Origin of the sequence: Bacillus cereus group sp. BfR-BA-01349 (genome assembly GCF_022663795.1) — a bacterium.
In the GTDB taxonomy this organism is placed as follows: domain Bacteria; phylum Bacillota; class Bacilli; order Bacillales; family Bacillaceae_G; genus Bacillus_A; species Bacillus_A cereus.
The window spans coordinates 1-26,188 of record NZ_JAKUGE010000068.1 but is presented as its reverse complement, the minus strand read 5'-3'; the positions used below and the strand labels follow the sequence as shown (position 1 = coordinate 26,188).

The window sequence follows — 26,188 nt, the reverse complement described above, 5'->3', positions numbered from 1 at the left end:
TGCTTTTATTTTATCTTTTGAAGAAAATTTAGCCATAAAAAATGCACCTCCAATTGTTAGTTATGTGTCTAACAATTGGGGTGCACTTCACGCTGGGTGGCACTTTCTGGTGATCCAGAAGATATTTATAAAACAGACGAAGTAATTTTACGTGAGTTCGCTGATAATGAACATTTATGTAACTGGATTCGTATGGCTCGTGAGCAAGTTGAGTTCCAAGGACTTCCATCACGTATTTGTTGGTTAGGTTACGGTGAGCGTGCGAAATTTGGTCGCATCATTAATGAAATGGTTGCAAATGGTGAATTATCAGCACCAATCGTTATCGGTCGTGACCATTTAGATTGTGGATCAGTAGCATCTCCAAACCGTGAAACAGAAGCGATGAAAGACGGTAGTGATGCAGTAGCAGATTGGCCAATTTTAAATGCATTAATTAATAGTGTAAACGGTGCAAGCTGGGTGTCTGTTCACCACGGTGGCGGCGTTGGTATGGGATATTCACTTCACGCTGGAATGGTTATCGTTGCAGATGGAACAGAAGCAGCAGCAAAACGTATTGAGCGTGTATTAACTTCTGACCCTGGTATGGGTGTTGTTCGTCACGTGGATGCAGGATATGACTTGGCAGTGGAAACTGCGAAAGAAAAAGGCGTTAACATTCCAATGATGAAATAAGGAGGAGAAAACATGCTGGACACTTTACTAATAAATATCGGTCAATTACTAACAATGGATCAAGAAGATGGCTTGTTAAGACGGGAAGCGATGAACACGCTTCCTGTTATCGAAAACGGTGCGGTTGGAATTGAAAATGGTGTAATCACTTTCGTTGGAACAGTGGAAGAAGCGAAAGGACTTCAGGCGAAAGAAGTTATTGATTGCGGCGGGAAAATGGTTTCTCCTGGTCTTGTTGATCCGCATACTCATCTTGTATTTGGTGGATCTCGTGAAAATGAAATCGCACTAAAATTACAAGGAGTTCCGTACTTAGAAATTTTGGAAAAAGGCGGCGGTATTCTTTCAACTGTAAATGCAACGAAACAGGCGTCGAAAGAAGAACTTGTTCAAAAAGCGAAATTCCATTTAGACCGTATGCTATCTTTCGGAGTTACTACTGTAGAAGCGAAGAGTGGTTACGGATTAGATGATGAGACGGAATGGAAACAATTAGAGGCAACAGCACAATTACAAAAAGAGCATCCGATCGATTTAGTTTCAACATTTTTAGGTGCTCATGCAGTTCCGAAAGAGTATAAAGGTAAATCGAAAGAATTTTTACAATGGATGTTAGACCTACTACCAGAAATGAAAGAGAAGCAATTAGCGGAGTTCGTTGATATTTTCTGTGAAACAGGTGTGTTCTCTGTCGAAGAGTCAAAAGAGTTTTTATTAAAAGCGAAAGAGCTTGGCTTTGATGTGAAAATTCATGCAGATGAAATCGACCCTCTTGGTGGTGCGGAAGCAGCGGCAGAAATCGGTGCAGCATCAGCAGACCATTTAGTTGGCGCTTCTGATAAAGGAATTGAAATGCTTGCAAACTCGAGTACAGTAGCCACTTTATTACCAGGAACAACTTTCTATTTAAATAAAGAAAGTTTTGCTCGCGGTCGTAAAATGATTGATGAAGGTGTTGCAGTTGCGTTAGCTACAGACTTTAACCCAGGTAGCTGTCCAACTGAAAATATTCAGCTTATTATGAGCATTGCGATGCTAAAACTGAAAATGACACCAGAAGAAGTTTGGAATGCCGTAACAGTTAACTCATCATATGCCATTAACCGCGGTGATGTAGCTGGGAAAATTAGAGTTGGTCGTAAGGCAGATTTAGTTTTATGGGATGCTTACAATTATGCTTACGTACCGTATCATTACGGCGTAAGTCATGTGAATACAGTATGGAAGAATGGTAATATTGCATATACAAGAGGTGAACAATCGTGGAGCACGGCCACTATTTAAAGAAAAATGCAAAGTTTATTGATCGTGAAGTGACAAAATGGAGTGAGATGATTAAAGATTGGGAGGAAGGCGTAGAAATATTCGGTGCTGCCTTAATTGGAGCACCCCTTTCTAAACCATCTATTAGTCATTCAGGAGCAAGTTTTGCTCCAAAGACAATTCGTGCGATGTTAGATGCATATAGCACATATGCAATTACAGAAGAACACGATATGAAAGAAAGTGTCTTATATGATTGCGGCGATATTACGATGCATGTGACGGATATAAAAGAAAGTCATAAACGAATTGCGAAAACAGTTGGGCATGTAACGAAAGTAAACCCGAACATGATACCAATCGTTCTTGGCGGTGACCACTCGATTAGTTTTCCGAGTATAACAGGTTTTGCAAACAGTAAAGGAAAGGTCGGAATTATTCAATTTGATGCTCATCATGATTTACGTAATTTAGATGATGGAGGCCCGTCAAATGGTACACCATTCCGTAGTTTACTAGAAAATGATGTCATTGCAGGGAAACAACTTGTTCAAATTGGAATTCGTAATTTTTCTAATGCACGTGCGTACCATGAATATGCAATAGAGCATGGTGTAACAGTGTATACAATGAAAGACGTACGAGAGCGAGAAATAAAAGATATTATCACGGAAAGTATTGAAGTATTAAGAAATCAAGGTGTGACTTCTATTTATATTTCTCTTGATATGGATGTGCTAGACCAAGCGTTTGCACCAGGTTGTCCAGCAATTGGGCCTGGTGGAATGGATAGTACGACTTTACTAGATGCGATTGAATTCCTTGGTAAAGAACCGCTCGTTCAAGGGATGGATATAGTAGAGATTGATCCAACTCTTGATTTCAGAGATATGACGAGTAGAGTAGCAGCGCAAGTGATTATGAGTTTTCTTTTAGCGAGGGAAACGGTTAGTAAGCAGGTTAGTATATAGACGGAAAAGTAGATATTTATTTATGCCTTATCAAAAACACATTACTACTGAAATGTAGTGATGTGTTTTTGTGTTAAAGGAGAATGAATGTGTGTGGAACCGTTAATGGAATTGCGATTTTTATAGTGTATTGTGTAAATTTAATTTCTTGCTTCTGAAGTGTTGACGCGTAAAATGATTTTATGATAAAAAAAATTTTGCCAAAAAACTAAAAGTGTGTTAACCTTGATAAGGTTACCATATATGGAGGTGGATTATTTGTTTCAAATTGGCGATAACATTGTTTATCCAATGCAGGGAGCAGGTATAATTAAAGCCATAGAAGAGAAGGAAATCTCAGGAGAAAAACAACAGTATTATGTTATAAAAATGTCGGCTAGTAATATGGAACTAATGATTCCAACAGGGAGAATATTGAATTCGAATATACGACCAGTTACGGATATAACCGCATTAGCACACATAATGGATATTTTTCAACATGGGGAATCAGATAGATTACTTACGTGGAAACAAAGGTATAAATTGAACACTGATAAAATAAAGACGGGTAAAATGCAAGAAGGTGCTGAAGTTGTGCGTGATTTAATGCGTATACAGAAAGAAAAAGCACTTAATGCAAGCGAAAAGAAGATGTTAGATAGCGCATATGAATTTTTGATTAGTGAACTGGGATTAATTGAAGGTATCACAGAAAATCAGATAAAAAGCTTTTGTTAGGGTTCATTACAAATAATGTATTATATCCCAAAAAAGATCTTGAATTTTTTGGGAACATAATTATAGAAAATTTATCATTTCAAAGACATTCAACTCTTTCAAACCACTTTTAGAGCATTACCTCTATTGTTATTACTACAATCAAATCCATTTTTATTTTTTAATTTCATTTATGAATGTTCGAAGTTTAATTGAATACTTCGATAAAATAGTTACTTGATTTTTGCAATCCTGATTCACACTGGCACGGACGAGGAGCCGTAAGGATGAAAGAGAGGTAGGGCTTTCATTGTTTTAGGTATATAAGTTATTATTTTTAGAAGAATACTGAACCATTTTCACTTCTATTGATAAGGTGTTTTTTACTAAAGAGATAAACGAATTGACAGCCATATATGGTCAACAAAAAAAGGTTTCCTCCTAAGGAAACCTTTTTAATATTATTTACAGCATTTTTTTTTTTTGGATATTCGAATTTTTTATTGTAAATTCGTAAAAATTGACGTTACTATCTAAAAGTAAGTGTGATGCGATTATAGTAAGATTTTTTAGGGGGGAAGAAAAATGACAAGTTCAAGTAATAAAGCAGCGAGTATTTATGAAGGAACAAATGTAAATGCTGGGGGATTTTTTGAAAACGTTGAAGAAACAAAGTTGTTTGATCCAATTCAAGTTGGAGCTTGGTCTCTTCGTAATCGTATAGTGATGGCGCCGATGACAAGATGCTTTGCAGATAATGAGACTGGAGTAGTTGGTGCTGATGTAGTGGAGTACTACAGAAAACGTGCTGCGGATGGAATTGGACTAATTATTACAGAAGGAATTGTCATTAGTCCGAGAGCAAAAGGAAACCCAGGAGTACCAGGTATTTATACACAAGAACAAATCGATTCTTGGAAACCTGTTACAGAGGCGGTACATAAAGAAGGCGGGACGATTATTGCTCAAATATGGCATGTTGGGCGTATGAGTCATCATGAAATAATTGGTGGTCAAATGCCACAAGCACCATCGGCTATCGCTGCAGAGGGAAATGTTCCACGCTTTCGTAAACCGTTTGATACGCCAGCAGCAATGACGTTAGAAGAAATACAAGAAGTGATCGGTCAATACGCACAAGCTGCGAAAAATGCGATCGAAGCTGGATTTGATGGAGTAGAAATTCACGGTGCACACGGATATTTAATCGATCAATTTACGTATGAGTTTGCGAATAAGCGAACAGATAAATATGGCGGTGATTTAAAACAAAGGTTAACGTTTATGAAAGAAGTAACGGCGGCTGTAATAGAAGCTGTTGGAGCTAATAAGACACTTCTTCGTTTCTCTGCTTTCAAAGGTGATAATCCTACTTATATGTGGGAAGATCCTGAGTTTGCAATTGAAACGTTCATAAATATGTTTAAAGAGGTTGGGTTAACGATGATCCATCCTTCAACGATGAATTATACGCAAGAGATTGCTGATGGAAAGAATTTTCATCAACTAGTAAGAAAATATTGGGATGGTACGATTGTTGGGGTTGGTAATTTAAATCCGAAAGAGGCCGAAGAAGCGTTGCAAGAAGGAACGATTGATGTAGCGGCATTCGGAAGACCGTTAATTGCTAATCCAGACTTTGTTCATCGAATTAAACACGCTGAAAGTTTAGTTGAATATGACGTGAAAGAGCATCTTGCTACGTTAGTATGAATAAAGATAAAAGGAGAGCACATCGAGTGTTCTCCTTTTATTATGGAATTTCATAGGGGGAAGCGGGATGAGTGAAACGCTACTCGTTATTATTAGTATATTACTATTTTTAATGTTGCTTTTAATCGTCTTTTTTATCATTACATTTTTTATAAAAAAACGAACACACCATTCTATTTTAAAATTACATCCATACTTAGGAAGAATGCGCTACTTACTGGAAAAGATAGGGCCTGAATTTCGACAATATTGGTTTGATCATGATACGGATGGAAAGCCTTTCTCACGTTATGATTTTCAAAGTGTTATGTTTTTAGCGAAATATCGCTCTGAAATACTTGGTTTTGGATCAAAACGAGATTTTGAAGCTTCTGGATATTATATTGCTAATACATTATTTCCGATATTAACTGAGGAATTAAGTGTGAATCTCACGCAAGAGCGGGAAGGTAAAAAGTACGTGATTCATAAAGAAGGGTTATTTTCAAGAAGAGAAAAATTAACAGCGGATACAACGAATCTTTGGCTGTACGAAGAAGATGATGCAATTATAGTCGGTGAGAACCGTAAATATCCGTGGAAGCTACATGGCATGTTTGGTGCATCTGCGACTTCTTACGGTGCGATTGGAGAAAATTATATTTTAGCGAGTGGTTTTGGAGCAAAAATGGCAGGCGGATCGTGGATTAATACGGGTGAAGGTGGCGTTATTCCAGAACATTTACATACAGGAGCGAATATCGTTGCGCAAATTGGTCCAGGGTTATTTGGATACCGTGATGAAGACGGTAATTTTTCAATGGGAAAATTCATGGAGAAAGCGAAAGAAAGTAATATTAGAGCATTCGAATTGAAATTTGGGCAAGGTGCGAAAATACGTGGTGGTCATCTAGAAGGACAAAAAGTAAATGCAAAGATTGCTTTTGTCCGGAATGTACGAGAAGGCAAGACAATTAATTCACCGAATCGATTTTCATTTTTAAATAATGCAGCAGATACACTTTATTTTATTCAGCGTTTGCAAGAAAACGGCGGTAAACCAGTCGGTATGAAAATTGTAATAGGACAGCAAAAGCCGCTAGAAGACTTATTCAAAACGATGCAAGAGTTAAACATCTATCCAGATTTCATTACAATTGATGGTTCAGAAGGTGGATCAGGAGCAACGTATAAATCGATGGCAGATAGTATGGGGATGCCGCTTATTCCAGCGTTACTAACTTGTATTGATACAGCGAATCATTATGGTGTTCGGGACAAATTCAAAGTGTTTGCCTCAGGGAAATTAATTACACCAGATAAGGTGGCGATTGCTTTAGCAATTGGAGCAGATGCCGTAAATTCAGCACGCGGATTTATGATGGCAAGTGGCTGTATTATGGCGCTTCAATGTAATTCGGGGCAATGTCCATCTGGAGTTGCGACGACAAATCCGCATTATCAAAAAGCGCTAGATCCGTATGAGAAGAAATGGCGCGTAATGAATTATGTTGTTAGTATGAGGTACAGTTTATTCTCACTTGCAGCAGCAGCGGGGGTAAAGAGTCCGCGCCATTTCACGAGAGAGCATATTGTGTTTAAAGATGAGGTGGGACGGATCGTTCCTCTTTCACAATTGTTTCCTACTAGTAAATAGAAAATAAGCTATGAAAAAATGACGTTTTATTTCCTGAATATTTTTACTTTAATTTATTTTAAAACCCGGGTAATCCACTGGGATAAAGGCGTTTATAGAGGTTTTCACATGTAGTGAAAAGGGCTTGTTCACTTGAAAGAACAAAAAATGTTTGGTAAGGTAGGGAACCATAAGCGAAAACAAGAAAATAGAAAAAGTCATTTTTCGAAATTTTGAATGGCTTATGTAACTAAGGGAGAGATTCGGTGAAGATTGAGATTATGGTTTCGCTTGCTATTTATATGGCAGGTATGTTGTATATCGGTTATTGGTCTTATAAGAAGACATCCGATTTATCAGATTATATGTTAGGCGGGAGGGGACTCGGTCCAGCAGTTACAGCTTTATCAGCTGGTGCTTCTGACATGAGTGGTTGGATGTTAATGGGATTACCTGGTGCGATGTATGCAACAGGATTATCAAGTGTATGGATTGCGATAGGTTTATTAATAGGTGCGTATGCAAACTATTTAATCATTGCCCCGCGTTTACGAACGTATACAGAAGTGGCAAATGATTCAATTACGATTCCAGACTTTTTAGAGAATCGGTTTAAAGATCGTACGAAAATACTTCGTTTTGTCTCCGCTGTCGTCATTTTAGTATTTTTCACATTTTATGCGTCGGCTGGTTTAGTTTCGGGTGGACGTTTGTTTGAAAATTCTTTTAACCTTGATTATAAAATTGGTTTATTTGTAACTGTCGGTGTCGTTGTTGCGTATACACTATTTGGTGGCTTTCTAGCCGTAAGTTGGACGGACTTTGTGCAAGGTTGTATTATGTTTATTGCGCTTGTACTAGTGCCAATTGTTGCCTTTACGGATGTCGGTGGTATAACAGAAACATTTAATACCATTAAGCAAGTCGATGCATCGCATTTAGATATGTTTAAAGGAACCACAATACTTGGTATTATTTCATTTTTAGCATGGGGCCTTGGATATTTTGGTCAACCACATATTATTGTCCGCTTTATGGCAATTACCTCTATTAAAGATTTAAAAACTTCTCGTAGAATCGGTATCGGTTGGATGACGATTTCAATTATAGGTGCAATGCTTACTGGTCTAATTGGTATCGCCTATTATGCTAAAAATAATACGACATTACAAGACCCAGAAATGGTCTTTGTAACATTCTCAAATATTTTATTCCATCCGTATATTACAGGATTTTTATTATCAGCTATTTTGGCTTCGATTATGAGTAGTATTTCCTCACAATTACTTGTTATTTCAAGTGCAGTAACGGAAGACTTTTATAAAACATTTTTCCGTCGTAACGCAAGTGACAAAGAACTTGTATTTATCGGTAGATTATCAGTATTAGTAGTAGCTATGATCGCAGTTGTTTTAGCGTATCATCCAAGTGATACAATTTTAACACTTGTCGGTTATGCTTGGGCTGGATTTGGTTCAGCATTCGGACCAGCCATTTTATTAAGTTTATATTGGAAAAGGACAAACAAATGGGGTGTTCTTGCAGGGATGATTGTTGGTGCAGTAGTTGTTATAGCATGGGTACAAATTCCAAGTTTAAAAGCAATTATGTATGAAATGGTGCCTGGATTCTTCTGTAGTTTATTAACTGTTATCGTTGTAAGTTTATTAACGAAAGAACCCGTTAAGGCAGTTCATCGTGAATTTAATGAGATGGAAGCAGTACTGGAAGAAGAAAAGAAATGATTTGCAAAAAGAGTAAACGGTGAATAGCGTTTACTCTTTTTACATGTAAAATGAAAGTAAGGACTTATTGACGATGAAAAATAAGTAACTTATAATAAATCTTAAGTTCGAGATAAAGAATGTTCATAATAAAAATTTATTATGGTTATAAATCGAACAAATATTTTTTACGAATTATCTTGAATTCAAGATAATTCAATAGATTAGACACCGATACGTAATTTTGTAATTAATATCTCGAATTCGAGATAAAATTATAATGACGGATTTTACTTTGTAGCATGGACAAAATTAATAATGAATTTAAATGTAAAAGAATTTTTATAATGAAATAAAAAAGGAGTGGAAGAAATGGAAAAGAAAACAATGGGAATCCATCATATTACAGCGATTGTAGGGCATCCACAAGAAAATGTAGATTTTTATGCTGGTGTATTGGGGTTACGTTTAGTGAAACAAACAGTGAATTTTGATGATCCAGGTACGTACCATCTTTATTTTGGAAATGAAGGAGGAAAGCCTGGAACAATTATTACGTTTTTCCCATGGGCAGGTGCTCGTCAAGGTATTATTGGAGATGGTCAAGTAGGAATTACGTCTTACGTTGTACCAAAAGGTGCAATGGAGTTTTGGGAAAATAGATTAGAAAAGTTCGATGTTTCGTATACAAAAATGACTCGTTTTGGAGAGCAGTATTTAGAATTTGATGATCCGCATGGTTTGCATATAGAATTAGTTGAAAGAGAAAAAGGCGAATTAAATAATTGGAGTTTTGGAGAAGTTACACCAGAAGTAGCAATTAAAGGGTTTGGAGGTGCTGTTCTTTTATCTACACAGCCTCAAAAAACAGCTGAATTGTTAGAACATATTATGGGTCTTGAGAAAATTGGAGAAGAGGGTGAATTTGTTCGATTCCGTTCTTCTGCTGACATTGGAAATATTATTGATTTGAAATTATCAACAATCGGTCGTGGCCAAATGGGCGTTGGCACAGTTCATCATATTGCCTGGAGAGCGAGTGACGATGCTGATCAGCTAGACTGGAAAGAGCATGTGTCGCGTTTTGGATATCACGTAACTCCTGTACAAGATCGAAATTATTTTAACGCGATTTATTTTAGAGAACATGGTGAAATCTTATTTGAAATTGCAACAGATCCTCCTGGTTTCGCTCATGATGAATCGTTAGAGACGATGGGTGAGGAATTAAAGTTACCGGAACAATATGAACAACATAGAAAACAGATTGAACAAACGCTTTTACCATTTGAAGTGAGAAATTTAGATTAAAGTGATTGAAGGGGGAACAGGATTATGATGAAACATGTTTTTCAAAAAGGAAAAGATACGTCAAAACCAGTGTTGTTATTACTTCATGGTACAGGTGGTAATGAATTAGATTTACTACCACTTGCAGAAATAGTTGATCCGGAAGCGTCGGTATTAAGCGTTAGGGGAAATGTGTTAGAGAATGGGATGCCGCGTTTCTTCCGCCGATTAGCAGAGGGCATTTTTGATGAAGAGGATTTAATTTTCCGTACGAAGGAATTAAATGAATTTTTAGATGAAGCGGCTAAAGAATATAAATTCGATAGAAATAACATTGTAGCTATCGGTTATTCGAATGGGGCAAATATCGCAGCAAGCTTATTATTCCATTACGAAAATGCATTGAAAGGTGCTGTACTTCATCACCCAATGGTACCAAGAAGAGGAATGCAATTAGCAAATTTAGCAGGTAAATTTGTGTTTATTGCTGCTGGGACAAATGATCCAATTTGTTCATCAGCAGAGTCAGAGGAATTGAAGATACTATTAGAAAATGCAAACGCGAATGTAACAATGCATTGGGAAAATCGAGGGCATCAATTAACGATGGGTGAAGTAGAAAAAGCAAAAGAGTGGTATGACAAAGTATTTTAAAAAAGAAGCATCTGCTAACGATTAGCAGATGCTTCTTTTTTATTTAAGACTGGATTGCAAGATGGGATGAAGAAAGTGGTAGCTCAATATCAACAATTGTACCTTTATTTAATTCGCTTGAAATGTGTAATTTACCATGATGTTCTTCAATTATTTTGTAACACATCATTAATCCTAGTCCTGTGCCTTTTTCTTTTAAACTATAAAAAGGTTCGCCTAGACGGGAGATACGATCTTCTGGAATGCCACAACCTTCATCGATAATTCGTATTAAGATGAAATTATCCTCTAATGGTTTTGTTTGGATGAAAATATTTCCGCCATTTGGCATCGCTTCTATCGCATTTTTTAATATGTTTATAAAAACTTGTTTTAATTGGTTGCCGTCACATTGAATATCATATACGTAATCAAAATGATCCATGATGATATGAACGCTATGCATAATTGCAGTCGGTAAAATAAATGTAACTACCTCTTCAATTAAAGTTTGTATGTTACAAGTTTGGATAGATAATACTTGTGGCTTAGACATCGCCATAAATTGACTCGTGATGGATTCCATTTGTGAAATCTCACTTAACATAACATCGATATACCATTTTTGCTCCTCATTTATTTCAGGGAGGAGCAATGTTAGAAAACCCTTTAGGGAAGTGAGTGGATTTCGAATTTCATGGGCAATTCCAGCTGTCAGTTGTCCAACTACTGCGAGTTTCTCAGATTTTCGTAGTAACTTTTCAGTTTCTTTTAGCTCAGTAACATCTCTCCCCATCACGATAAGACCTTTGCGAGAACCATCAGGATGATAAAGCGGAACTTTTGATATACTTAAGATTAGATCGAAATCATCTCTATGTATAATAAATTCCTCGCCATGAAGAATTTGTCTTTGTTGCCATGCTAGTTCATCGATTTCTTCACAATGTAAAAAAGCTTCTCGGTATGCTTCATTATATTGAATGAGTTCGCTATCTTTTTTCCCGTGGTAAGGTACATGATGGAAGTTGAAGCAAGAAAGTGCGTAGTCATTTGCCTCAAGCCAGCGCCCTTCATGATCTTTAAATATAACAAACGCAGGCATGGAGTTTACTAATGTACGTAATCTCTTCTCACTTTCTTTTAGCATATTCTCAATTCTTTCTGATTTTTCAAGTGGCTTCATAATAGCGTATACACCAGTAAGACGATTTTGAACAAAAATAGGAACTAGTTTTGTCACAACATCTAATAAGAATCCATTTTTATGATAAATAGATAAGATATACTCTTGTTGATTATCCGCTTCAGTATTCTTTATATTTTGTAATACTTGCTCAGAAATATGGGCTCCTAAAATAGAGGTAATATTTTTCTGTTCTAATTCTAAAGAAGTGTAACCTAATATTCTTTCGGCAGAAGGATTTATATGTAGAATAACTCCTTCTAAATTTAATGAAATAATACTATCAGGATTATGTTCGAACAGAGATGCGTACATTTCTGTTAATGAACGATCTTGTATATGGTTTCGCAAACGTCTAGAAATGTTCGGATGACGTTTTTTTTGAGTTGGTGAATATTTTTTACGACTCATAATAGTTCCTCCGTACAAATAGCATCTAAAAAGATTTGTCTATTCATAACTATAATATAGATGTGATGTGTATTTCTATAAAAAATGGAAGTTATAGAATAAATTTTGTTTTTTTATTTTTTTTGCAAAGTGAATGCAGGATGGTAATAAGGGGAGCTTATATTGTTTTATAACCCTTTTGTAAGTTACAGACGGCTGTTTTCCGTATAACATTAGGGTAGAGGAGGGGAAGAGAAAATGAAAAATTATATTCAAGGGATTGATCACGTGCAAGTAGCTGCACCTGTAGGGTGTGAAGAAGAGGCGCGTGATTTTTATGGGAATAAGGTTGGTATGGTAGAAATTCCAAAGCCAGAAGAGTTGAAAAAACGAGGTGGATGTTGGTTTAAATGTGGAAATCAAGAAATCCATATTGGTGTCGAGCGGAACTTTACACCAGCTAAAAAGGCTCATCCAGCTTTTTATGTGAATGAAATTAATGAATTTAAGCAAACACTTATAGAGCAAGGTGTAAAAGTGATTGATGATTATGCACGACCAGATGTAATTCGATTTTACGTATCAGATCCGTTTGGAAACAGAATTGAATTTATGCAAAATAAAGACTAGGTGTATTCCCACCTAGTCTTTAACTTCTTCTGAAAAGTCCTAACACTTCTACAGTTTCTGTAATATTAACGAATGCATTCGGGTCAATTTCAGAAATTGTAAGTTTCATACTTGCTAATTCTTCACGAGAAACGATCGTCATAAGTACACGCTTTTTCTCGCTTGAATAAGCGCCTTCGCCATCAAGTAACGTTATTCCACGTACAACAGTTGAAAGAAGCTGTTTTTTCATTTTTTCTGCTTCATTTGTTACAATCATAAGTGTAACTTTACGATGTTTTGTATGAACAGCATCAATTACTTTACCAGTTACATAAATTGAAAGTAAGCTTGTAAGTGCAACATCCCAAGTGAAGAAGAATCCTGCGATTATTACAACGACTGCATTTAAAACAATAAGGAATCCGCCAAGTTTAATGTCTCGCTTGCGGGATAAAAGCATACCGATAATATCAAATCCACCAGTGGATCCATTACAGTTAAAAACAAGACCAATACCAGCTCCGGCGATGACACCTCCGAAGATAGAAGATAACAATGGATCTGTTGCTACGACTTTTACTGGAACGTAGTATAATGCAACAGATAATACAACTACAGAGACAACTGTGTTAAAAATTACTTTTTTTCCAAGGCCTATGTACCCTAAAATAAGGATAGGTAAGTTTAATACAAAGTTAATAATACCTGTGTTTACAGGGGTTACAATCCCTAAAATAATAGCAATTCCGCCAATTCCACTACTTAAAATTTTGTGGGGGATAAGGAAAAGATTAAAGGCAACCGCAATAATAATAGAACCGATAATAACACCAAGGAATCTGACCATTTCTTTCCCGTCCTTCACTGAAAAATTCATATTATTTCAAGATTATATATGATATTGAAAGTTTTGGGTAAAAACAGTTTATTTTGGTAAATTAGATTAATCAAAAGAATTTGAGTATTTTATCATTTGAAAGGGGATACAGTTGTGAAGATAAAAACCTATCAACAGAAAAGCCCGTTGAAGCAAGAATGTGAGGATTCTTATTTTTGTAATAAAGAAAAAAAGATTTATGGTGTATGTGACGGTGCAACACCACTTGTCCCGTTTCGTGATGAAAAGGGACATAATGGAGCATACATCGCTTCGCATTTATTTGCAAGTTATTTTACTGCATTACGAGAGAATCATAGTTTACAATTTGCAGTTGCCAAAGCAAATGAAGCATTGCAAAGCAAAATGTTAGGATATGAAGTAGACACGGGAAAAAAAGAGCATTTGTGGTGCACATGTATCGCGGCAGTTCAAATAGTTGGTGAGAAAATTGAATATGCACAATTAGGGGACTGTATGATTGTCGCAACTTTTCAAAATGGAACGATGCAAGTATTAACGAAAGACACAGTTGAAGGAATTAGTAAACGAGCAAAAAGGAAGAGGGAAGAAGATCGTAAAAAAGGGTTATCTGTACCAGAAGAATATGTTTTTCAAGATGTGCGAGAACAGTTAAAATACAATCGTTATCTTGCAAATATGCCAAATGGTTATTCAGTTGCAAATGGAATGAAAGAAGCGATACATTATTTACAACATGGTGAATTACATATAGATGAAGTGAGTGGAATTTTTATTTGTTCAGACGGGTTATTCCACCCAGATTGGTCATTAGAACAAACTGTTGCATATATAAGAAAGAATAGTATAAACGAATATGTAGCAATCATTGAAGAGCTAGAAGCGGAAAAGAGAATAAGGCCAGATGATAAAACGATTATTATGATTGATTTTTAAGAGGAGGCAGTTCAAATGGAAATTAAATGTGTCAATCTAACATTTCAAGATGAATTAGTTCCTTTAGAAAAAGTAAATCAACTGATTATTCACCATACAGCTGAAGATGGATGGGACGTGTATAAAACGCATGAATTTCATCAAAAAGTACGGGGGTGGAGCGGGATTGGTTACAATTATTTTATTGAAGAAGATGGAACTGTAGTGGAAGGACGAGGTTTACATATTGGAGCGCATGCGAAAGACCATAACCGTTATACAATTGGAATATGTATGACGGGAAATTTCGATAAATACGATCCAACTCCTGCACAAGTGAATGCATTATATTCTTTATGCAAAATGTTTATGAAGCAATTTGCTATAAAGGAAAAAAATATACTAGGTCATAGGGAGTTAGAAGGAGTTACAAAAAGCTGTCCTGGTAATCGTTTTTCTATGGTAGAGTTAAGGAAGATATTATCTTAAATATAGAGGAGTAACAACGATGATGAATATAAAAATACCAAATGATAAAAAAGAAGAGCTTGTAGCGCAAATTCAGCAATTTTTCATGGAAGAAGATCTAGATGAAATTGGACGTTTCCAAGCAGAGCGTTTAATAGAAGAAATGATTAAATTAGTTGGACCATTTGCATACAATCAAGCAATTGGAGATGCAAGAAAGCTTGTAAGTGAGAAATTAACGAATATCGAAGAAGATTTATACGTGTTAGAGAAGAATGAAGGGAAATAAAAAAAGAGCCGATGGGCTCTTTTTTATTTTTCTTTCTTATGTTCCTTATATTCATGTACTTTTTCTTTCACATTACCAACTGTATCTTTGGAGGTGCCTTTCACCTTATCCCATTTTCCTTCAGCTTGTAATTTCTTATTGTCAGTTACTTTCCCGACAACTTCTTTTACTTCACCTTTTACCTTATCAATGGCACCTTCTACTTTTTCTTTTAAACCATGATCATGTTTAGTCATACATTTCTCCTCCTTGTAGTTTGATTAGAATTCTCTTTTCATATTGCAAGTTGAATGATGTATCTAGTAATAGCGTAACAAATCTAGTTGGAATATTCAAATGATTAATAGGATAGAAAAGGAATTGTCATAAAATGTTTAAAAATGTAACGGAAGGAGAAAGAAAGTAAATTATAATATGTCTTTTGCGGTCCATATTGATTTTGTATAAGCAATTTTCATATGGGCCCGTTCCATGTTATTTTGACTGCGGCTACCAAAGCGGGCTTGGCCAACTATTAAATGACAATTTGTCGCTATAGCTTTTTCTATTCTTTTTTGAATTAATGCAGTATGACAGCCGTACACCAATACCGGCAGGGATATTTTGAACTTCAGCTATGAAAAAATGCCATCCTGGTTCATTGTAAAGAATTTCATTATTTTGGCGCACACCATCTGTTGTAAAGGATGGCATATTAAATCCACGTACATAAATGTCTGCAAAAATATCAAAATCATTTTCTTTTAGTTTTCGTATTGTAATATTAGAAGGAAGAAGTGATGAACCCTCTCTCGGTATACTATACAAAGCAGTATGGAAGCTAGATTGATAAAACCCTTTTTGAGATAAGTATTGAAATAATTCAGTTGTACCTTGTGCTGGGGTAATTTCAAAACGACAAGTGATTTGTAGTGATTGATAATAAGAGATAATTTCATCTAACTCATCTGTATTTGTAAATGTAATACCTTTTACCGTATTAAAAGCAGGACCAGCAATTATTTTTGATGAAAAGGCAGTGGCACTACCGAATTTTTTCATTTGCACTTGCATTGGGTTTCCGCTCATTGTTTGTAGTCTCTCTAATTTAGAAGAGAGCATATCAATTTCTGCATTTTCAATTTCTGTTGCCATATCGAGTGTCATAACAGTAGTCATAAAATTCCTCCGTTAATAAATATATTTCATAGTACATATACGATTTTTGTTTTGAGATTCCTGTTGAAATGTGAGAGAATAAGAGGTTTTTTGGAAGGGAAATGGAAGTGAACTGTCGAAGAGAGTAGAAACAGATTAAAGGTGGTGCTCTCATGAAACAAAAAGCCGTGCAGACATGCTCTAATTGTGGTTCTCAAAATATAGGAGAAGGTGAGTTTGTCGGATATGCACAAATACGGAAAAAGGAAACGATGTTCACATCTTCGCCGGTGGATGCTTATATTTGTACAGATTGTGGGAATATCCTTTTATTAAAGGTAAGGAATTATGAAAGGTTTAAACAGAAACCGTTATGATTATTGAGAAGTGGTCATATCCAACTTTGTATACGAAACGACTTATGTTAAGGAAAATGAATATGAGTGATAGTTTACATATATATGAGTATGCTACAGATAAAGAGATGACAACTTTTACTGTATGGGATGCTCATCGATCGTTATGTGACACATATAACTATATAGAAGAAATTGTGGGTCAGTACAATGGAGGGCAAGTAGCACCTCTTGGAATTGTATTAAAAGAGGAAAAAAAACTTATAGGCACGTGTGGATTTATAAAATATGATTTGGTCACACATACAGCAGAAATTGCATACGCCTTATCTCGAAAATATTGGGGAAGAGGATTAGCTACGGAGGCTGTGTTAGCTTTTTTCTACTATGGTTTTCATGAATTGCATCTTAATAGTATTGAAGCGGGATGTGATTCAGAAAATGAAGCATCGGAAAAATTAATGAAACGTTTGAATATGGAGTACAAATATACAATTCAGAAGGATATGTTTATTAAAGGTAAGAATCGTGATACAAAAAGGTATTTTATATCTAGAGAAAGATATATGAATCAATGAAATATCTTACATTGAAAACTCCTTTAAATGAATTAAGGAGTTTTTTTATTTTGATAACAACAAATGGACTATTAGGAAGCGCTATTTTTATTAACGTTCTAAGTATAGAAAAAAAACGCTATATAACACAATCGCAACCGCAAGTTGACAAAGTGCAACCGCAGGAAGATAGAGATAAGGGCAATGTTTACATACAATTTAGGTAAGAAAACAAAGGGGGACACACATATGGGATTTGGTGAAAAGCTTTTTAGATTAAGAAAGGAAAAGGGCCTTTCTCAAGAAGCATTAGCTGAAAAATTAAATACCACAAGGCAAGCAGTTAGTAAATGGGAAAACGGTCAAGGTTTTCCTGAAACTGAAAAATTAATAATGATTGGAAATGTATTTGAAGTATCACTCGACTATTTATTAAAAGAAACTGCAGAGCAAAGTAACGAAAAGGAAAATGGTTACTATGTAAGTAAGGAAATGGCAGAAGGGTATGTAGTGTATGGACAAAAAATTTCTAAATATATTGCGTTAGGATTTAGTTTGCTTATTTTATCTACAATACCGTACTTATTATTTAAAGAAAATGCGACAATGTCTACGTTTCTTGTCATTATCATTGCAGTGCTTGGGATTGGAGCAATGATGGCATCTGTAACGATAGAAGAGAGTCGATACAATGTATTGAAAAAGGAAGAACTACTATTTGATCAAAACTTTCTAAAAGAATTGACCAAAAGATATGCGACTATTAAGAAGAAGTATACGGCAGTAGTGATCGTTGGATTTTGTTTTATTGCAGCAGGAGCGATACCGTTTTTATTTGAGAAAAAACGAATTACCTCAGGAGAACTCGTACAGTATTATCCTTATTGTGTTGTACTTATTGCTATCGGAGTTTATCTTTTTGTTCGTGTGTTAGGGGTGTTAGAGACGTATCGGATTTTAGTAGAAAATAAGGAATACAGTAATCGTTTTATTTTTAAATTGAAAAAGAAAGTAAGGAAAAAGGTAGATAGTTTATAAAAAATAAAAAACATGTTTCGAATCAATGTATTCAAAACATGTTTTTTATCGTTCTGAATTATTTCCAAAGAAATAATTCAGAAAATACAGAAAAATATCGTAATCATTTGTAGAAGTCTGTTATAATAAACGGAAAATGAAAACGTTTTAAAGGGGGACATAACCAATATGATGATGAATGTACCGCTAACAATTAGTTCTATGATGGAAAGAGCAGAGAAACTGTTTTCGAAGAAAGAAATTGTTTCACGGACGCATGATACAGTTACAACGTTAACGTATAAGCAATTAGGGGAAAGGACGAGAAGACTTTCCAGTGCGTTGAAAAGGCTTGGAATTAAAGTAGGTGAACGTGTAGGAACATTAGCGTGGAACCATCATCGGCATGTGGAAGCGTATTTTGCTATTCCAGGTATTGCTTCTGTTTTGCACACAATTAACATTCGTTTATCTCCTCAACATATTTCATACATTATTCAGCACGCAGAAGACCGAATTCTACTTATAGATGAAGATCTCGTACCGCTTGTTGAAAATATTCAATCACAATTATCAACTGTACAAGCTTACATTATTATGACTGATAAAGATGAACTCCCAAATACTACGCTGAAGCCTGTATATCATTATGAAAAGCTATTAGAAGAAGGCGATCCAAATTTCCAATTTGTAAAAGATATTGATGAAAATACACCAGCTGGTATGTGTTATACGTCAGCGACTACAGGAAATCCGAAAGGTGTTGTATATACGCATCGTAGTACTGTATTACACTGTATGGCACTCGGTTTAGCTGATACAGCTGCTTTATCGGAAAGTGATGCAGCAATGGCAATCGTCCCGATGTTTCATGTGAACGCTTGGGGACTTCCTTTTGCGGCTACTTGGTTTGGATCAAAACAAGTTCTTCCTGGACCGATGTTTACTCCGAAAATTTTATTAGAAATGATTCAATCAGAAAAAGTGACGTTAGCTGCGGGTGTGCCGACAATTTGGCTCGGCGTATTACAAGAGTTAGAAAATAATAGTTACGATTTATCTAGTATGACGAGAATACTATGCGGAGGTGCAGCGGCGCCGAAAAGTGTTATTAAAGCATTTGAACAGAAACATAATGTTCCGTTCATACATGCATATGGTATGACTGAAACGAGTCCACTCGTAACACTTGCACGTTTAAAAAGTTATGAAACGGAATTATCGTATGAAGAGCAACTAGAAATTCGCTCCAAACAAGGATATCTTGTACCTGGTGTCGAGATGAAAGTAGTCGGTACAAATGGTGAAGTGAAGTGGGATGGTACTGAGATGGGAGAATTATGTTTACGAGCACCTTGGATCGCTGAAAGCTATTATAACGATGATCGTACTGTTGAAGGTTTTCGCGATGGATGGTTATATACTGGTGATGTTGTCACAGTGGATGAGGAAGGTTGCGTGAAAATTGTTGACCGTACGAAGGCTGTTATTAAAAGCGGGGGAGAATGGATTTCTTCGGTCGATCTTGAAAATGCTTTAATGGCACATGATGCTATATTTGAAGCGGCTGTCGTTGCAGTTCCTCACCCTCAGTGGCAAGAGCGACCAATTGCCTGCGTTGTTCAAAAGAAAAAAAGTACGGTTACAAAAGAAGAAATATATGAGTTTTTAAAACCACAGTTTGCGAAGTGGTGGTTGCCAGACGATATTGTCTTTATGGAAGAAATACCGAAAACATCTGTTGGGAAGTTTTTAAAACAGGCGCTTCGGAAAGAACTGGAGCATTTGCATAGAGAGAAATAAGTGAACTCCTATTTGTAAACTCTGATACGTTAACGGTTGACAAAAGAGGAGTGGAAAGATAATATAATTTTTATGATATGTTATCTAAAAACAATTTTAAGTTTACAAATAGGAGAAGCAAATATGAATACAAAAAATTTAGTTTTCGTCGCTTTATTTAGTTCTATTATGGGAGTGTTAGGGTTAATACCTCCGATTGCTCTTTCTATTACACCAGTTCCGATTACATTGCAATCACTCGGTGTTATGCTTGCGGGTGGGTTGTTAGGGTCACGCCTTGGTGCATTAAGTCAGCTTATTTTCTTACTTATTGTAGGAGTTGGAGCACCATTACTTGCTGGTGGCCGCGGTGGCCTTGGTGTATTTGTTGGGCCAAGTGCAGGATATTTACTTGGTTACATCATTGGAGCGTTTGTTATTGGTTATTTAATTGAGCGTTTACGTGAAGTTTCTATTATAAAAGTATTATGTATTAATATAATTGGTGGTATTTTCGTAGTTTATGTATTTGGTATTATTGTACAAGCGTTTTTAATGGATGTTTCTGTATGGGAGACAATGAAAGTGAGTGCTGTGTTTTTACCAGGGGATTGTATAAAAGCAATTATTGCGGCAGTTCTCGTAACAAAATTACATCGTTCATTGAAACATATTATTACACCCGCTTTAAAGAATGGAAAATATACAAATGCGGGATGATAAAGGGAAGAAACACGTACATTGCGTGTTTCTTTTTATTATTTTTGTAAAGAAAGGACGTCTCATATGGGTGTTACAAAAAAATACAAAAAGCAAGCCTCTTTACAACCAAATAAAATAGCAATAAAGGAAAATGATAGAGTTTTAACATATAAAGAGTGGTTCGAATCAGTTTGTAAAGTAGCCAACTGGTTGCATGCAACAGAATCAAAAAATAAAACAATAGCAATCCTATTAGAAAATCATATAGAGTTTTTACAACTATTTGCTGGTGCTGCTATGGCCGGGTGGGTTTGTGTTCCGTTAGATATAAAGTGGAAACAAGATGAGCTCAGAGAAAGAATTGAAATCAGTAATCCGGATATGATTGTGACAGAAAGATATAAGGTAAATGATTTACCGCATGAAGAAGGAAGAGTAATTGAAATTGATGAGTGGAAAAGAATGATGGAGAAATATCTTCCTACACATTCCACTGTAGAAAGTTTACGAAATGCTCCCTTTTATATGGGATTTACATCAGGATCAACTGGAAAAGCAAAAGCATTTTTACGCGCACAGCAATCGTGGGTTCATAGTTTTGATTGTAATGTACATGATTTTCATATGAAAATGGAGGATTCAATTTTAATAGCTGGGACGCTCGTTCATTCTCTTTTCTTATACGGGGCAATAAGTGCATTATATGTAGGACAAACGGTGCACATTATGAGAAAGTTCATTCCGAATCAAGTATTAGATAAGTTAGAAACTGAAAATATATCGGTTATGTATACAGTTCCGACAATGCTTGAATCTTTATATAAAGAAAATAGATTAATAGAAAATAAAATGAAAATTATTTCATCAGGAGCGAAATGGGAAGCTGAAGCGAAAGAAAAAATAAAGAATATATTTCCTTATGCGAAAAGATATGAATTTTATGGTGCATCAGAGTTAAGTTTTGTAACAGCACTAGTCGATGCAGAAAGCGAAAGAAGGCTAAATTCAGTAGGAAAACCTTGTCATAATGTGCAAGTTCGAATATGTAATGAAGCAGGCGAAGAAGTACAAAAAGGCGAGATAGGAACTGTTTATGTGAAAAGTGATCAGTTTTTTATGGGATACATAATAGATGGGGTTTTAACACAGGAGTTGAATGCAGAAGGCTGGATGACAGTGCGAGATGTAGGCTATGAAGATGAAGAAGGCTTTATATATATTGTTGGTAGAGAGAAGAATATGATTTTATTTGGAGGAATCAATATTTATCCAGAAGAAATAGAAAGTGTATTACATGAACACCCAGCTGTTGATGAAATAGTTGTAATTGGTGTGAAAGATAGTTACTGGGGTGAAAAGCCCGTCGCGATCGTAAAAGGAAGTGCTACGAAACAACAATTAAAGAGTTTTTGCTTACAACGATTATCCTCGTTTAAAATACCGAAAGAATGGCATTTTGTAGATAGAATACCTTATACAAATAGTGGGAAAATCGCTCGTATGGAAGCAAAAAGTATGATTGAAAACAGGGAGAAAATATATGAATAGAGCAGTTATTGTAGAGGCGAAAAGAACACCTATCGGTAAGAAGAATGGGATGTTAAAAGAGTATGAAGTTCAGCAATTAGCAACGCCGCTTCTTACGTTTTTAAGTAGAGGAATTGAGAGAGAGATAGACGATGTTATATTAGGTAATGTTGTTGGGCCAGGAGGGAATGTTGCGAGACTATCTGCTTTAGCGGCAGGACTTGGCTATCATATTCCTGGTGTAACGATTGATCGGCAATGTGGTGCTGGTTTAGAAGCAATTCGAACTGCGTGTCATCTCATTCAAGGAGGGGCAGGTAAGTGCTATATCGCCGGAGGAGTAGAGAGTACAAGTACGTCACCTTTTCAAAAAAGAGCACGATTTTCACCTGAAACAATTGGTGATCCTGACATGGGAGTAGCGGCTGAATATGTTAAGGTATATTTAAATATATGTTGTTGTTTATGAGTATGCTTGTATGTTTTTGCTATATAGGATTATGTCCTTAATTTTAGAAGCTGTATTTGCTAATAAGGAGCATACAAATGGAGAATAAATACTTCTCTTCGTCATTGGAGGAGAAAAAGTTTGGAGAAGATAAAGGACTTAAGGTATTAGAGAAGATATGTGATGAGAAAATGAAGAAAGGGAAGGATAGTGCACCGGATAAATCGATTTGTATGATTAGTTATATTGTATATTCACTCCTAAAACATATATATAATGTCCTAGGAGTAAATTTAAAATTTGTTTTAGAATTTGATTTTTAATGAATTCACTCTAGTTTTCTACTTTTTGAGGAACATAAGCATTGCTACCAGGTTTTGTTTTTATTTCATTCCAAGCAGCAATCGCATCAGCTTTTGCTTTTCCTTTATTATTTGGATCTTCGAAAAAGTCCCGAGTAAAGCGATTGTATTCAAATTGCGCGCTGATCGTTGTTTTATAAGTAGGATCTTTTTTTCGTTCGTTTTCTTCATACCAAAATGTTATCGCATCTTCATATGTTTTTCCAACATTCTCTTTAAAAAACTTTTGAAGAGCTACTGTAAAGCGGAAGTTTGTTCCGATTTTTTCTTTGAAAAAAGCACGAACACCTTCGCTACAGCGGTGATTTTTAGTAATAATCGTTTGAAGAGAAAGGTCTTTATAAGAGAGGGGAGCTTTGCTCACTTTTTGCACAGAGCTGTTTTTTAAGACTTTCCCCGTAGTTAAATAATGTGAGATACGCTCGGTTATTTCGGTCTTAGAGCCACTAGCTGGCAAACCATGCTCGCGACAAAATGTTTGCAGTTCTGCTTTTAACCAATAATAGTTTTGAAAATCTTCAAGTGATATAGATTTTGTTAAAGGTGGACGCATGAATATAACAACTTCTTTCTTCCATAATTTCCTTTAATTATAAAACGTATGTTCTCTTTGTGGAAGGATTAATTTGTAAATATAACAGGAAGAGGAGATTACATATGGAAAATGTAATGCAAGTTCGTGTTACGGGAATTTTAATTGAAGATGAAAAAGTATTGCTAGTAAAGCAAAAAGTGGCTAATCGCGATTGGTCTTTACCTGGAGGAAGGGTAGAGAATGGTGAAACGTTAGAAGAAGCGATGATTCGAGAAATGAGAGAAGAAACGGGATTAGAAGTTAAAATTAAGAAGCTACTCTATGTTTGTGATAAACCAGATGCTAGTCCATCTTTGTTACATATTACGTTTCTGCTTGAAAGGATTGAAGGTGAAATTACACTACCTTCTAACGAGTTCGATCATAATCCGATTCATGATGTGCAAATGGTACCGATTAACGAATTAAGTTATTATGGTTTTTCGGAAACTTTTATCAATCTTATAAGTGGCGGTTTTGCAAATGCAGGAAGTTATCAAGGGTTGAAACAACATATAGGCCTGTAAATATAGTTGAAGGATAGCCGTTAGCTATCCTTCATAAACATGTTTTACACTGCTGACTGTAAAGAAGAGACAAGCTGATTTAAAAACTCGTCCCCGTTCATCACCGCTTTTCCGCCGCCGCGTGCACTCTTTTTATTTCCGCCACCTTTTCCTTCAATTGCAGGAAGAGCATCTTTTAAAAGAGCATTCATATCGAGCGTTACTGTTTTTCCGCAAGCGAGAATACATTGTAGTTTGTCATCATTTTCGATGACGAAATACGTAATTGCATGCTCTTGTTGTTCTGTAATGATAGCTGATAGTTTTGCAATTTCTTGCATAGAACGATCTGTAAATGCTTTAGAAATAAGTAACCCAGCATGTATTTCGGTGGGCTGTTGCAGTAATTCATTTGCCTCTGCAAATAATAATTTTTCATTCATTGTTTGTATTGTTTTTTCGTTTTCCTTTTGAGAGGTAAGAAGCTGTGCTACTTTTGCTGGGATATCAGTTTCGCTACTGTTTAATTGTTTGGAAACATCTTTCATAATTTGTTGCTGTTGCCCCATTAATTTAAGTGTACGCCAACCAGCGATAAAGGTTAAGCGTATACCACCTTTATTGCGCTCCCATCCTAGTACTTGAATAGGACCAACTTCACCAGTGCATTTCGGATGGGTTCCACCACAGCCATTGTAGTCGTAATTTTCGATAATAACAACACGTATATTCTCTGTCATAGTTGGTTCTTTACGAAGAGGTAATGTTTTTGCTTCTTCTAAGTTCATCCACTCTATACGGATTGGGTGGTTTTCAAAAACGATTTTATTGGCAATTTGTACTGCCTTTTCAACCGTTTCTGCATGCAGATTTTCTGTTTCTAAATCAATTGTTATCGTTTCTTTTCCAAGATGGAATCCAATCGTAGGTATGTTGAAATAGTCCCAAAAAGCAGCAGATAAAATGTGCTGAGCTGCATGTTGCTGCATATGATCAAACCGGCGCTCCCAATTGATTTTACCTTTTACGTCTTCTGTGTGTAATTGTTCTGCAATGAAGTGGCGGATTTCTTCGTCGACTTCTTCAACATCAAGTACAGCAATACCATTTAAAGTTCCAGTGTCATGTGGTTGTCCGCCACCAGTCGGATAAAATGCGGTTTCGTTTAAAACAACGTATAAGTTACCGTCTTTATCATAATCTTGCTTTATAATTTTAGTAGTAAATTCTTGCTTATAAGCGTCAGTGTAATATAATTTGTGCTCCAATTTTCTTTCTCCTCTCGCATTAACTAGTTTCATTGTAAAGCAATTGAAATTAGTTTCCTAATATTTCAGAAGAAAGAAACTATTTTTAGAATTTTCTTGCTATAATAAGAAGAAAATGCGGGGGTGGAATAAATATGTTATATGAAAATGGCGTAGATAAACTGCTTAGTTTAAGCAAAAATATTTCTGAATTGTATCGAGAATTAAATGAAATGACCCGGATTTTAACGGATTGTAATCGAGAAAGTGTGAAGTTTGATCGGTTATATGTAAAAGAGTTACTTTGGAAGAAAGAAGATGTAATAGAGAAATATGACCAGCTACTTGTACAACTTTGTATTAACGAATGCTTTGATCTAAAAAGTGTCATTACAGGCGAATATAAGTATACATATGAAGAAGTGGAGAACATCGTTTTACAATTTAATGAGAAATATAATGTTGCAATATTAATTAAAGATGTTTGTAAAGAATTACAGTTTACATATGGCATAGATATGGATATAACGAGAACAGCGCGGGTATCAACAGCGCAAGTATAAAAAGGGAAAAGAAATGGTCATCTCCCTGTCAAGTAGACAGTAATAAAAAGAGTATTATGCCACGGCCTTTTCCCGATATTCTATCGGGGAAAGGCCGTGAAGTTT

The 26,188-nt window shown here is 35.7% G+C and carries 26 protein-coding genes and 3 pseudogenes; 23 read left to right on the top strand and 6 right to left on the bottom strand.

Translation table 11 applies throughout. The features are described 5' to 3' along the window. Positions 1-90: 90 nt before the first annotated feature. The 9 genes and pseudogenes from MR169_RS25615 to MR169_RS25575 form a co-directional block, all read left to right on the top strand. Positions 91-678, top strand: a pseudogene (locus MR169_RS25615) (urocanate hydratase family protein); the annotation flags it as partial. 12 nt (positions 679-690) lie between these two features. Then, the gene (hutI, locus tag MR169_RS25610; protein ID WP_016118465.1) at positions 691-1,962 is read left to right on the top strand and encodes an imidazolonepropionase; all 1,272 of its coding nucleotides are present in this window, start codon (positions 691-693) and stop codon (positions 1,960-1,962) included. Continuing rightward, positions 1,941-2,912: a formimidoylglutamase gene (gene hutG / locus MR169_RS25605; protein ID WP_000399826.1), complete on the top strand. Its 972-nt coding sequence runs from the start codon at positions 1,941-1,943 to the stop codon at positions 2,910-2,912. Before hutI ends, hutG begins: the two co-directional genes overlap by 22 nt. A gap of 258 nt (positions 2,913-3,170) precedes the next feature. Then, positions 3,171-3,632, top strand: coding sequence for a CarD family transcriptional regulator (locus MR169_RS25600; protein ID WP_242320249.1), 462 nt, complete (start codon positions 3,171-3,173; stop codon positions 3,630-3,632). 564 nt (positions 3,633-4,196) lie between these two features. Then, positions 4,197-5,324: an alkene reductase gene (locus MR169_RS25595; RefSeq protein ID WP_000204587.1), complete on the top strand. Its 1,128-nt coding sequence runs from the start codon at positions 4,197-4,199 to the stop codon at positions 5,322-5,324. Between the two features lie 67 nt (positions 5,325-5,391). Further along, positions 5,392-6,960, top strand: a complete 1,569-nt coding sequence (locus tag MR169_RS25590; protein ID WP_000005160.1) for an FMN-binding glutamate synthase family protein — start codon at positions 5,392-5,394, stop codon at positions 6,958-6,960. 245 nt (positions 6,961-7,205) lie between these two features. Further along, complete coding sequence (gene putP / locus MR169_RS25585) at positions 7,206-8,684, top strand: sodium/proline symporter PutP (protein ID WP_000687597.1); 1,479 nt, start codon at positions 7,206-7,208, stop codon at positions 8,682-8,684. Between the two features lie 351 nt (positions 8,685-9,035). Beyond that, positions 9,036-9,974 carry a ring-cleaving dioxygenase gene (locus tag MR169_RS25580; protein WP_000412731.1) on the top strand — a complete coding sequence of 313 codons (939 nt, stop codon included), beginning with the start codon at positions 9,036-9,038 and terminating at the stop codon, positions 9,972-9,974. A gap of 24 nt (positions 9,975-9,998) precedes the next feature. Further along, positions 9,999-10,607, top strand: coding sequence for an alpha/beta hydrolase (locus MR169_RS25575; protein ID WP_000975483.1), 609 nt, complete (start codon positions 9,999-10,001; stop codon positions 10,605-10,607). 43 nt (positions 10,608-10,650) lie between these two features. On the opposite strand, the gene MR169_RS25570 is transcribed toward MR169_RS25575, so the two are convergent. Continuing rightward, positions 10,651-12,183: a BA3702 family sensor histidine kinase gene (locus MR169_RS25570; protein WP_000087656.1), complete on the bottom strand. Its 1,533-nt coding sequence runs from the start codon at positions 12,181-12,183 to the stop codon at positions 10,651-10,653. A 237-nt stretch (positions 12,184-12,420) separates the two neighbouring features. Between MR169_RS25570 and MR169_RS25565 the strand changes: the two genes are divergently transcribed. Then, the gene (locus MR169_RS25565) at positions 12,421-12,792 is read left to right on the top strand and encodes a VOC family protein (protein ID WP_000800770.1); all 372 of its coding nucleotides are present in this window, start codon (positions 12,421-12,423) and stop codon (positions 12,790-12,792) included. A 19-nt stretch (positions 12,793-12,811) separates the two neighbouring features. On the opposite strand, the gene MR169_RS25560 is transcribed toward MR169_RS25565, so the two are convergent. Then, a complete protein-coding gene (locus MR169_RS25560) occupies positions 12,812-13,621 on the bottom strand; it encodes a YitT family protein (RefSeq protein ID WP_242320248.1) in 810 nt (269 codons plus the stop codon). Positions 13,622-13,747: 126 nt separating this feature from the next. Here MR169_RS25560 and MR169_RS25555 point away from each other — a divergent pair, with 126 nt between their 5' ends. Genes MR169_RS25555 through MR169_RS25545 form a run of 3 tightly spaced genes read left to right on the top strand, consistent with a single transcriptional unit; the run spans position 13,748 to position 15,305 of the window. After that, a complete protein-coding gene (locus MR169_RS25555; RefSeq protein ID WP_242320247.1) occupies positions 13,748-14,569 on the top strand; it encodes a protein phosphatase 2C domain-containing protein in 822 nt (273 codons plus the stop codon). A gap of 15 nt (positions 14,570-14,584) precedes the next feature. Next, positions 14,585-15,037, top strand: a complete 453-nt coding sequence (locus MR169_RS25550; RefSeq protein ID WP_000402976.1) for a peptidoglycan recognition protein family protein — start codon at positions 14,585-14,587, stop codon at positions 15,035-15,037. A gap of 19 nt (positions 15,038-15,056) precedes the next feature. Further along, on the top strand, positions 15,057-15,305 hold the full coding sequence (locus tag MR169_RS25545) for a DUF2164 domain-containing protein (protein ID WP_000981064.1): 249 nt from the start codon (positions 15,057-15,059) through the stop codon (positions 15,303-15,305). Positions 15,306-15,328: 23 nt separating this feature from the next. Here the strand turns inward: MR169_RS25545 and MR169_RS25540 are convergent, their stop codons facing one another. Both MR169_RS25540 and MR169_RS25535 read right to left on the bottom strand, forming a co-directional pair. Beyond that, complete coding sequence (locus MR169_RS25540) at positions 15,329-15,541, bottom strand: CsbD family protein (RefSeq protein ID WP_000160416.1); 213 nt, start codon at positions 15,539-15,541, stop codon at positions 15,329-15,331. Between the two features lie 171 nt (positions 15,542-15,712). Continuing rightward, positions 15,713-16,463, bottom strand: a pseudogene (locus MR169_RS25535) (GNAT family N-acetyltransferase). Between the two features lie 152 nt (positions 16,464-16,615). On the opposite strand from MR169_RS25535, the gene MR169_RS25530 reads away from it, so the two are divergent. From MR169_RS25530 to MR169_RS25495, 8 genes and pseudogenes are all read left to right on the top strand, one after another. Further along, positions 16,616-16,819 (top strand): hypothetical protein, encoded by a 204-nt coding sequence (locus tag MR169_RS25530; RefSeq protein ID WP_000810193.1) that lies wholly within the window; start codon positions 16,616-16,618, stop codon positions 16,817-16,819. Beyond that, positions 16,816-17,376: a GNAT family N-acetyltransferase gene (locus MR169_RS25525; RefSeq protein ID WP_000582841.1), complete on the top strand. Its 561-nt coding sequence runs from the start codon at positions 16,816-16,818 to the stop codon at positions 17,374-17,376. The genes MR169_RS25530 and MR169_RS25525 overlap by 4 nt, the downstream gene beginning before the upstream one ends. 228 nt (positions 17,377-17,604) lie before the next feature. Then, positions 17,605-18,393, top strand: a complete 789-nt coding sequence (locus tag MR169_RS25520) for a helix-turn-helix domain-containing protein (RefSeq protein WP_000505637.1) — start codon at positions 17,605-17,607, stop codon at positions 18,391-18,393. A gap of 168 nt (positions 18,394-18,561) precedes the next feature. Further along, positions 18,562-20,175: a long-chain fatty acid--CoA ligase gene (locus tag MR169_RS25515; protein WP_242320246.1), complete on the top strand. Its 1,614-nt coding sequence runs from the start codon at positions 18,562-18,564 to the stop codon at positions 20,173-20,175. 123 nt (positions 20,176-20,298) lie between these two features. Next, positions 20,299-20,874 carry a biotin transporter BioY gene (locus MR169_RS25510; RefSeq protein ID WP_001093332.1) on the top strand — a complete coding sequence of 192 codons (576 nt, stop codon included), beginning with the start codon at positions 20,299-20,301 and terminating at the stop codon, positions 20,872-20,874. A 66-nt stretch (positions 20,875-20,940) separates the two neighbouring features. Next, positions 20,941-22,404 carry an acyl-CoA synthetase gene (locus MR169_RS25505; protein ID WP_000539233.1) on the top strand — a complete coding sequence of 488 codons (1,464 nt, stop codon included), beginning with the start codon at positions 20,941-20,943 and terminating at the stop codon, positions 22,402-22,404. Continuing rightward, positions 22,397-22,837 (top strand): annotated as a pseudogene (locus tag MR169_RS25500) (thiolase family protein); the annotation flags it as partial. The gene MR169_RS25505 and the pseudogene MR169_RS25500, both read left to right, overlap by 8 nt. A 92-nt stretch (positions 22,838-22,929) precedes the next feature. Next, positions 22,930-23,154: a hypothetical protein gene (locus MR169_RS25495; RefSeq protein ID WP_000428982.1), complete on the top strand. Its 225-nt coding sequence runs from the start codon at positions 22,930-22,932 to the stop codon at positions 23,152-23,154. A gap of 10 nt (positions 23,155-23,164) precedes the next feature. Here MR169_RS25495 and MR169_RS25490 read toward each other — a convergent pair whose 3' ends face one another. After that, positions 23,165-23,746, bottom strand: a complete 582-nt coding sequence (locus tag MR169_RS25490) for a DUF6434 domain-containing protein (RefSeq protein ID WP_001247745.1) — start codon at positions 23,744-23,746, stop codon at positions 23,165-23,167. A 104-nt stretch (positions 23,747-23,850) separates the two neighbouring features. Here MR169_RS25490 and MR169_RS25485 point away from each other — a divergent pair, with 104 nt between their 5' ends. Then, positions 23,851-24,294 carry an NUDIX hydrolase gene (locus MR169_RS25485; protein ID WP_000432562.1) on the top strand — a complete coding sequence of 148 codons (444 nt, stop codon included), beginning with the start codon at positions 23,851-23,853 and terminating at the stop codon, positions 24,292-24,294. Positions 24,295-24,338: 44 nt separating this feature from the next. On the opposite strand, the gene MR169_RS25480 is transcribed toward MR169_RS25485, so the two are convergent. Next, entirely contained in the window at positions 24,339-25,541 is a 1,203-nt protein-coding gene (locus MR169_RS25480) for an alanyl-tRNA editing protein (protein ID WP_242320245.1), read from the bottom strand. 134 nt (positions 25,542-25,675) lie between these two features. Here MR169_RS25480 and MR169_RS25475 point away from each other — a divergent pair, with 134 nt between their 5' ends. After that, complete coding sequence (locus MR169_RS25475; RefSeq protein ID WP_000965133.1) at positions 25,676-26,083, top strand: hypothetical protein; 408 nt, start codon at positions 25,676-25,678, stop codon at positions 26,081-26,083. The last annotated feature ends 105 nt before the right edge of the window (positions 26,084-26,188 follow it).

Bases quoted from the DNA above. Each gene is read 5' to 3' on its own strand.
- MR169_RS25565 (WP_000800770.1), top strand. From the start codon at position 12,421: ATGAAAAATTATATTCAAGGGATTGATCACGTGCAAGTAGCTGCACCT.
- MR169_RS25545 (WP_000981064.1), top strand. From the start codon at position 15,057: ATGATGAATATAAAAATACCAAATGATAAAAAAGAAGAGCTTGTAGCG.
- MR169_RS25580 (WP_000412731.1), top strand. From the start codon at position 9,036: ATGGAAAAGAAAACAATGGGAATCCATCATATTACAGCGATTGTAGGG.
- MR169_RS25515 (WP_242320246.1), top strand. From the start codon at position 18,562: ATGATGATGAATGTACCGCTAACAATTAGTTCTATGATGGAAAGAGCA.
- MR169_RS25505 (WP_000539233.1), top strand. From the start codon at position 20,941: ATGGGTGTTACAAAAAAATACAAAAAGCAAGCCTCTTTACAACCAAAT.
- MR169_RS25590 (WP_000005160.1), top strand. From the start codon at position 5,392: ATGAGTGAAACGCTACTCGTTATTATTAGTATATTACTATTTTTAATG.
- MR169_RS25495 (WP_000428982.1), top strand. From the start codon at position 22,930: ATGGAGAATAAATACTTCTCTTCGTCATTGGAGGAGAAAAAGTTTGGA.
- MR169_RS25540 (WP_000160416.1), bottom strand. From the start codon at position 15,541: ATGACTAAACATGATCATGGTTTAAAAGAAAAAGTAGAAGGTGCCATT.
- MR169_RS25520 (WP_000505637.1), top strand. From the start codon at position 17,605: ATGGGATTTGGTGAAAAGCTTTTTAGATTAAGAAAGGAAAAGGGCCTT.
- MR169_RS25595 (WP_000204587.1), top strand. From the start codon at position 4,197: ATGACAAGTTCAAGTAATAAAGCAGCGAGTATTTATGAAGGAACAAAT.
- MR169_RS25525 (WP_000582841.1), top strand. From the start codon at position 16,816: ATGATTATTGAGAAGTGGTCATATCCAACTTTGTATACGAAACGACTT.
- MR169_RS25530 (WP_000810193.1), top strand. From the start codon at position 16,616: ATGAAACAAAAAGCCGTGCAGACATGCTCTAATTGTGGTTCTCAAAAT.
- MR169_RS25485 (WP_000432562.1), top strand. From the start codon at position 23,851: ATGGAAAATGTAATGCAAGTTCGTGTTACGGGAATTTTAATTGAAGAT.
- MR169_RS25475 (WP_000965133.1), top strand. From the start codon at position 25,676: ATGTTATATGAAAATGGCGTAGATAAACTGCTTAGTTTAAGCAAAAAT.
- MR169_RS25570 (WP_000087656.1), bottom strand. From the start codon at position 12,183: ATGAGTCGTAAAAAATATTCACCAACTCAAAAAAAACGTCATCCGAAC.
- MR169_RS25575 (WP_000975483.1), top strand. From the start codon at position 9,999: ATGATGAAACATGTTTTTCAAAAAGGAAAAGATACGTCAAAACCAGTG.
- MR169_RS25550 (WP_000402976.1), top strand. From the start codon at position 14,585: ATGGAAATTAAATGTGTCAATCTAACATTTCAAGATGAATTAGTTCCT.
- MR169_RS25510 (WP_001093332.1), top strand. From the start codon at position 20,299: ATGAATACAAAAAATTTAGTTTTCGTCGCTTTATTTAGTTCTATTATG.
- hutI (WP_016118465.1), top strand. From the start codon at position 691: ATGCTGGACACTTTACTAATAAATATCGGTCAATTACTAACAATGGAT.
- MR169_RS25490 (WP_001247745.1), bottom strand. From the start codon at position 23,746: ATGCGTCCACCTTTAACAAAATCTATATCACTTGAAGATTTTCAAAAC.
- MR169_RS25560 (WP_242320248.1), bottom strand. From the start codon at position 13,621: ATGGTCAGATTCCTTGGTGTTATTATCGGTTCTATTATTATTGCGGTT.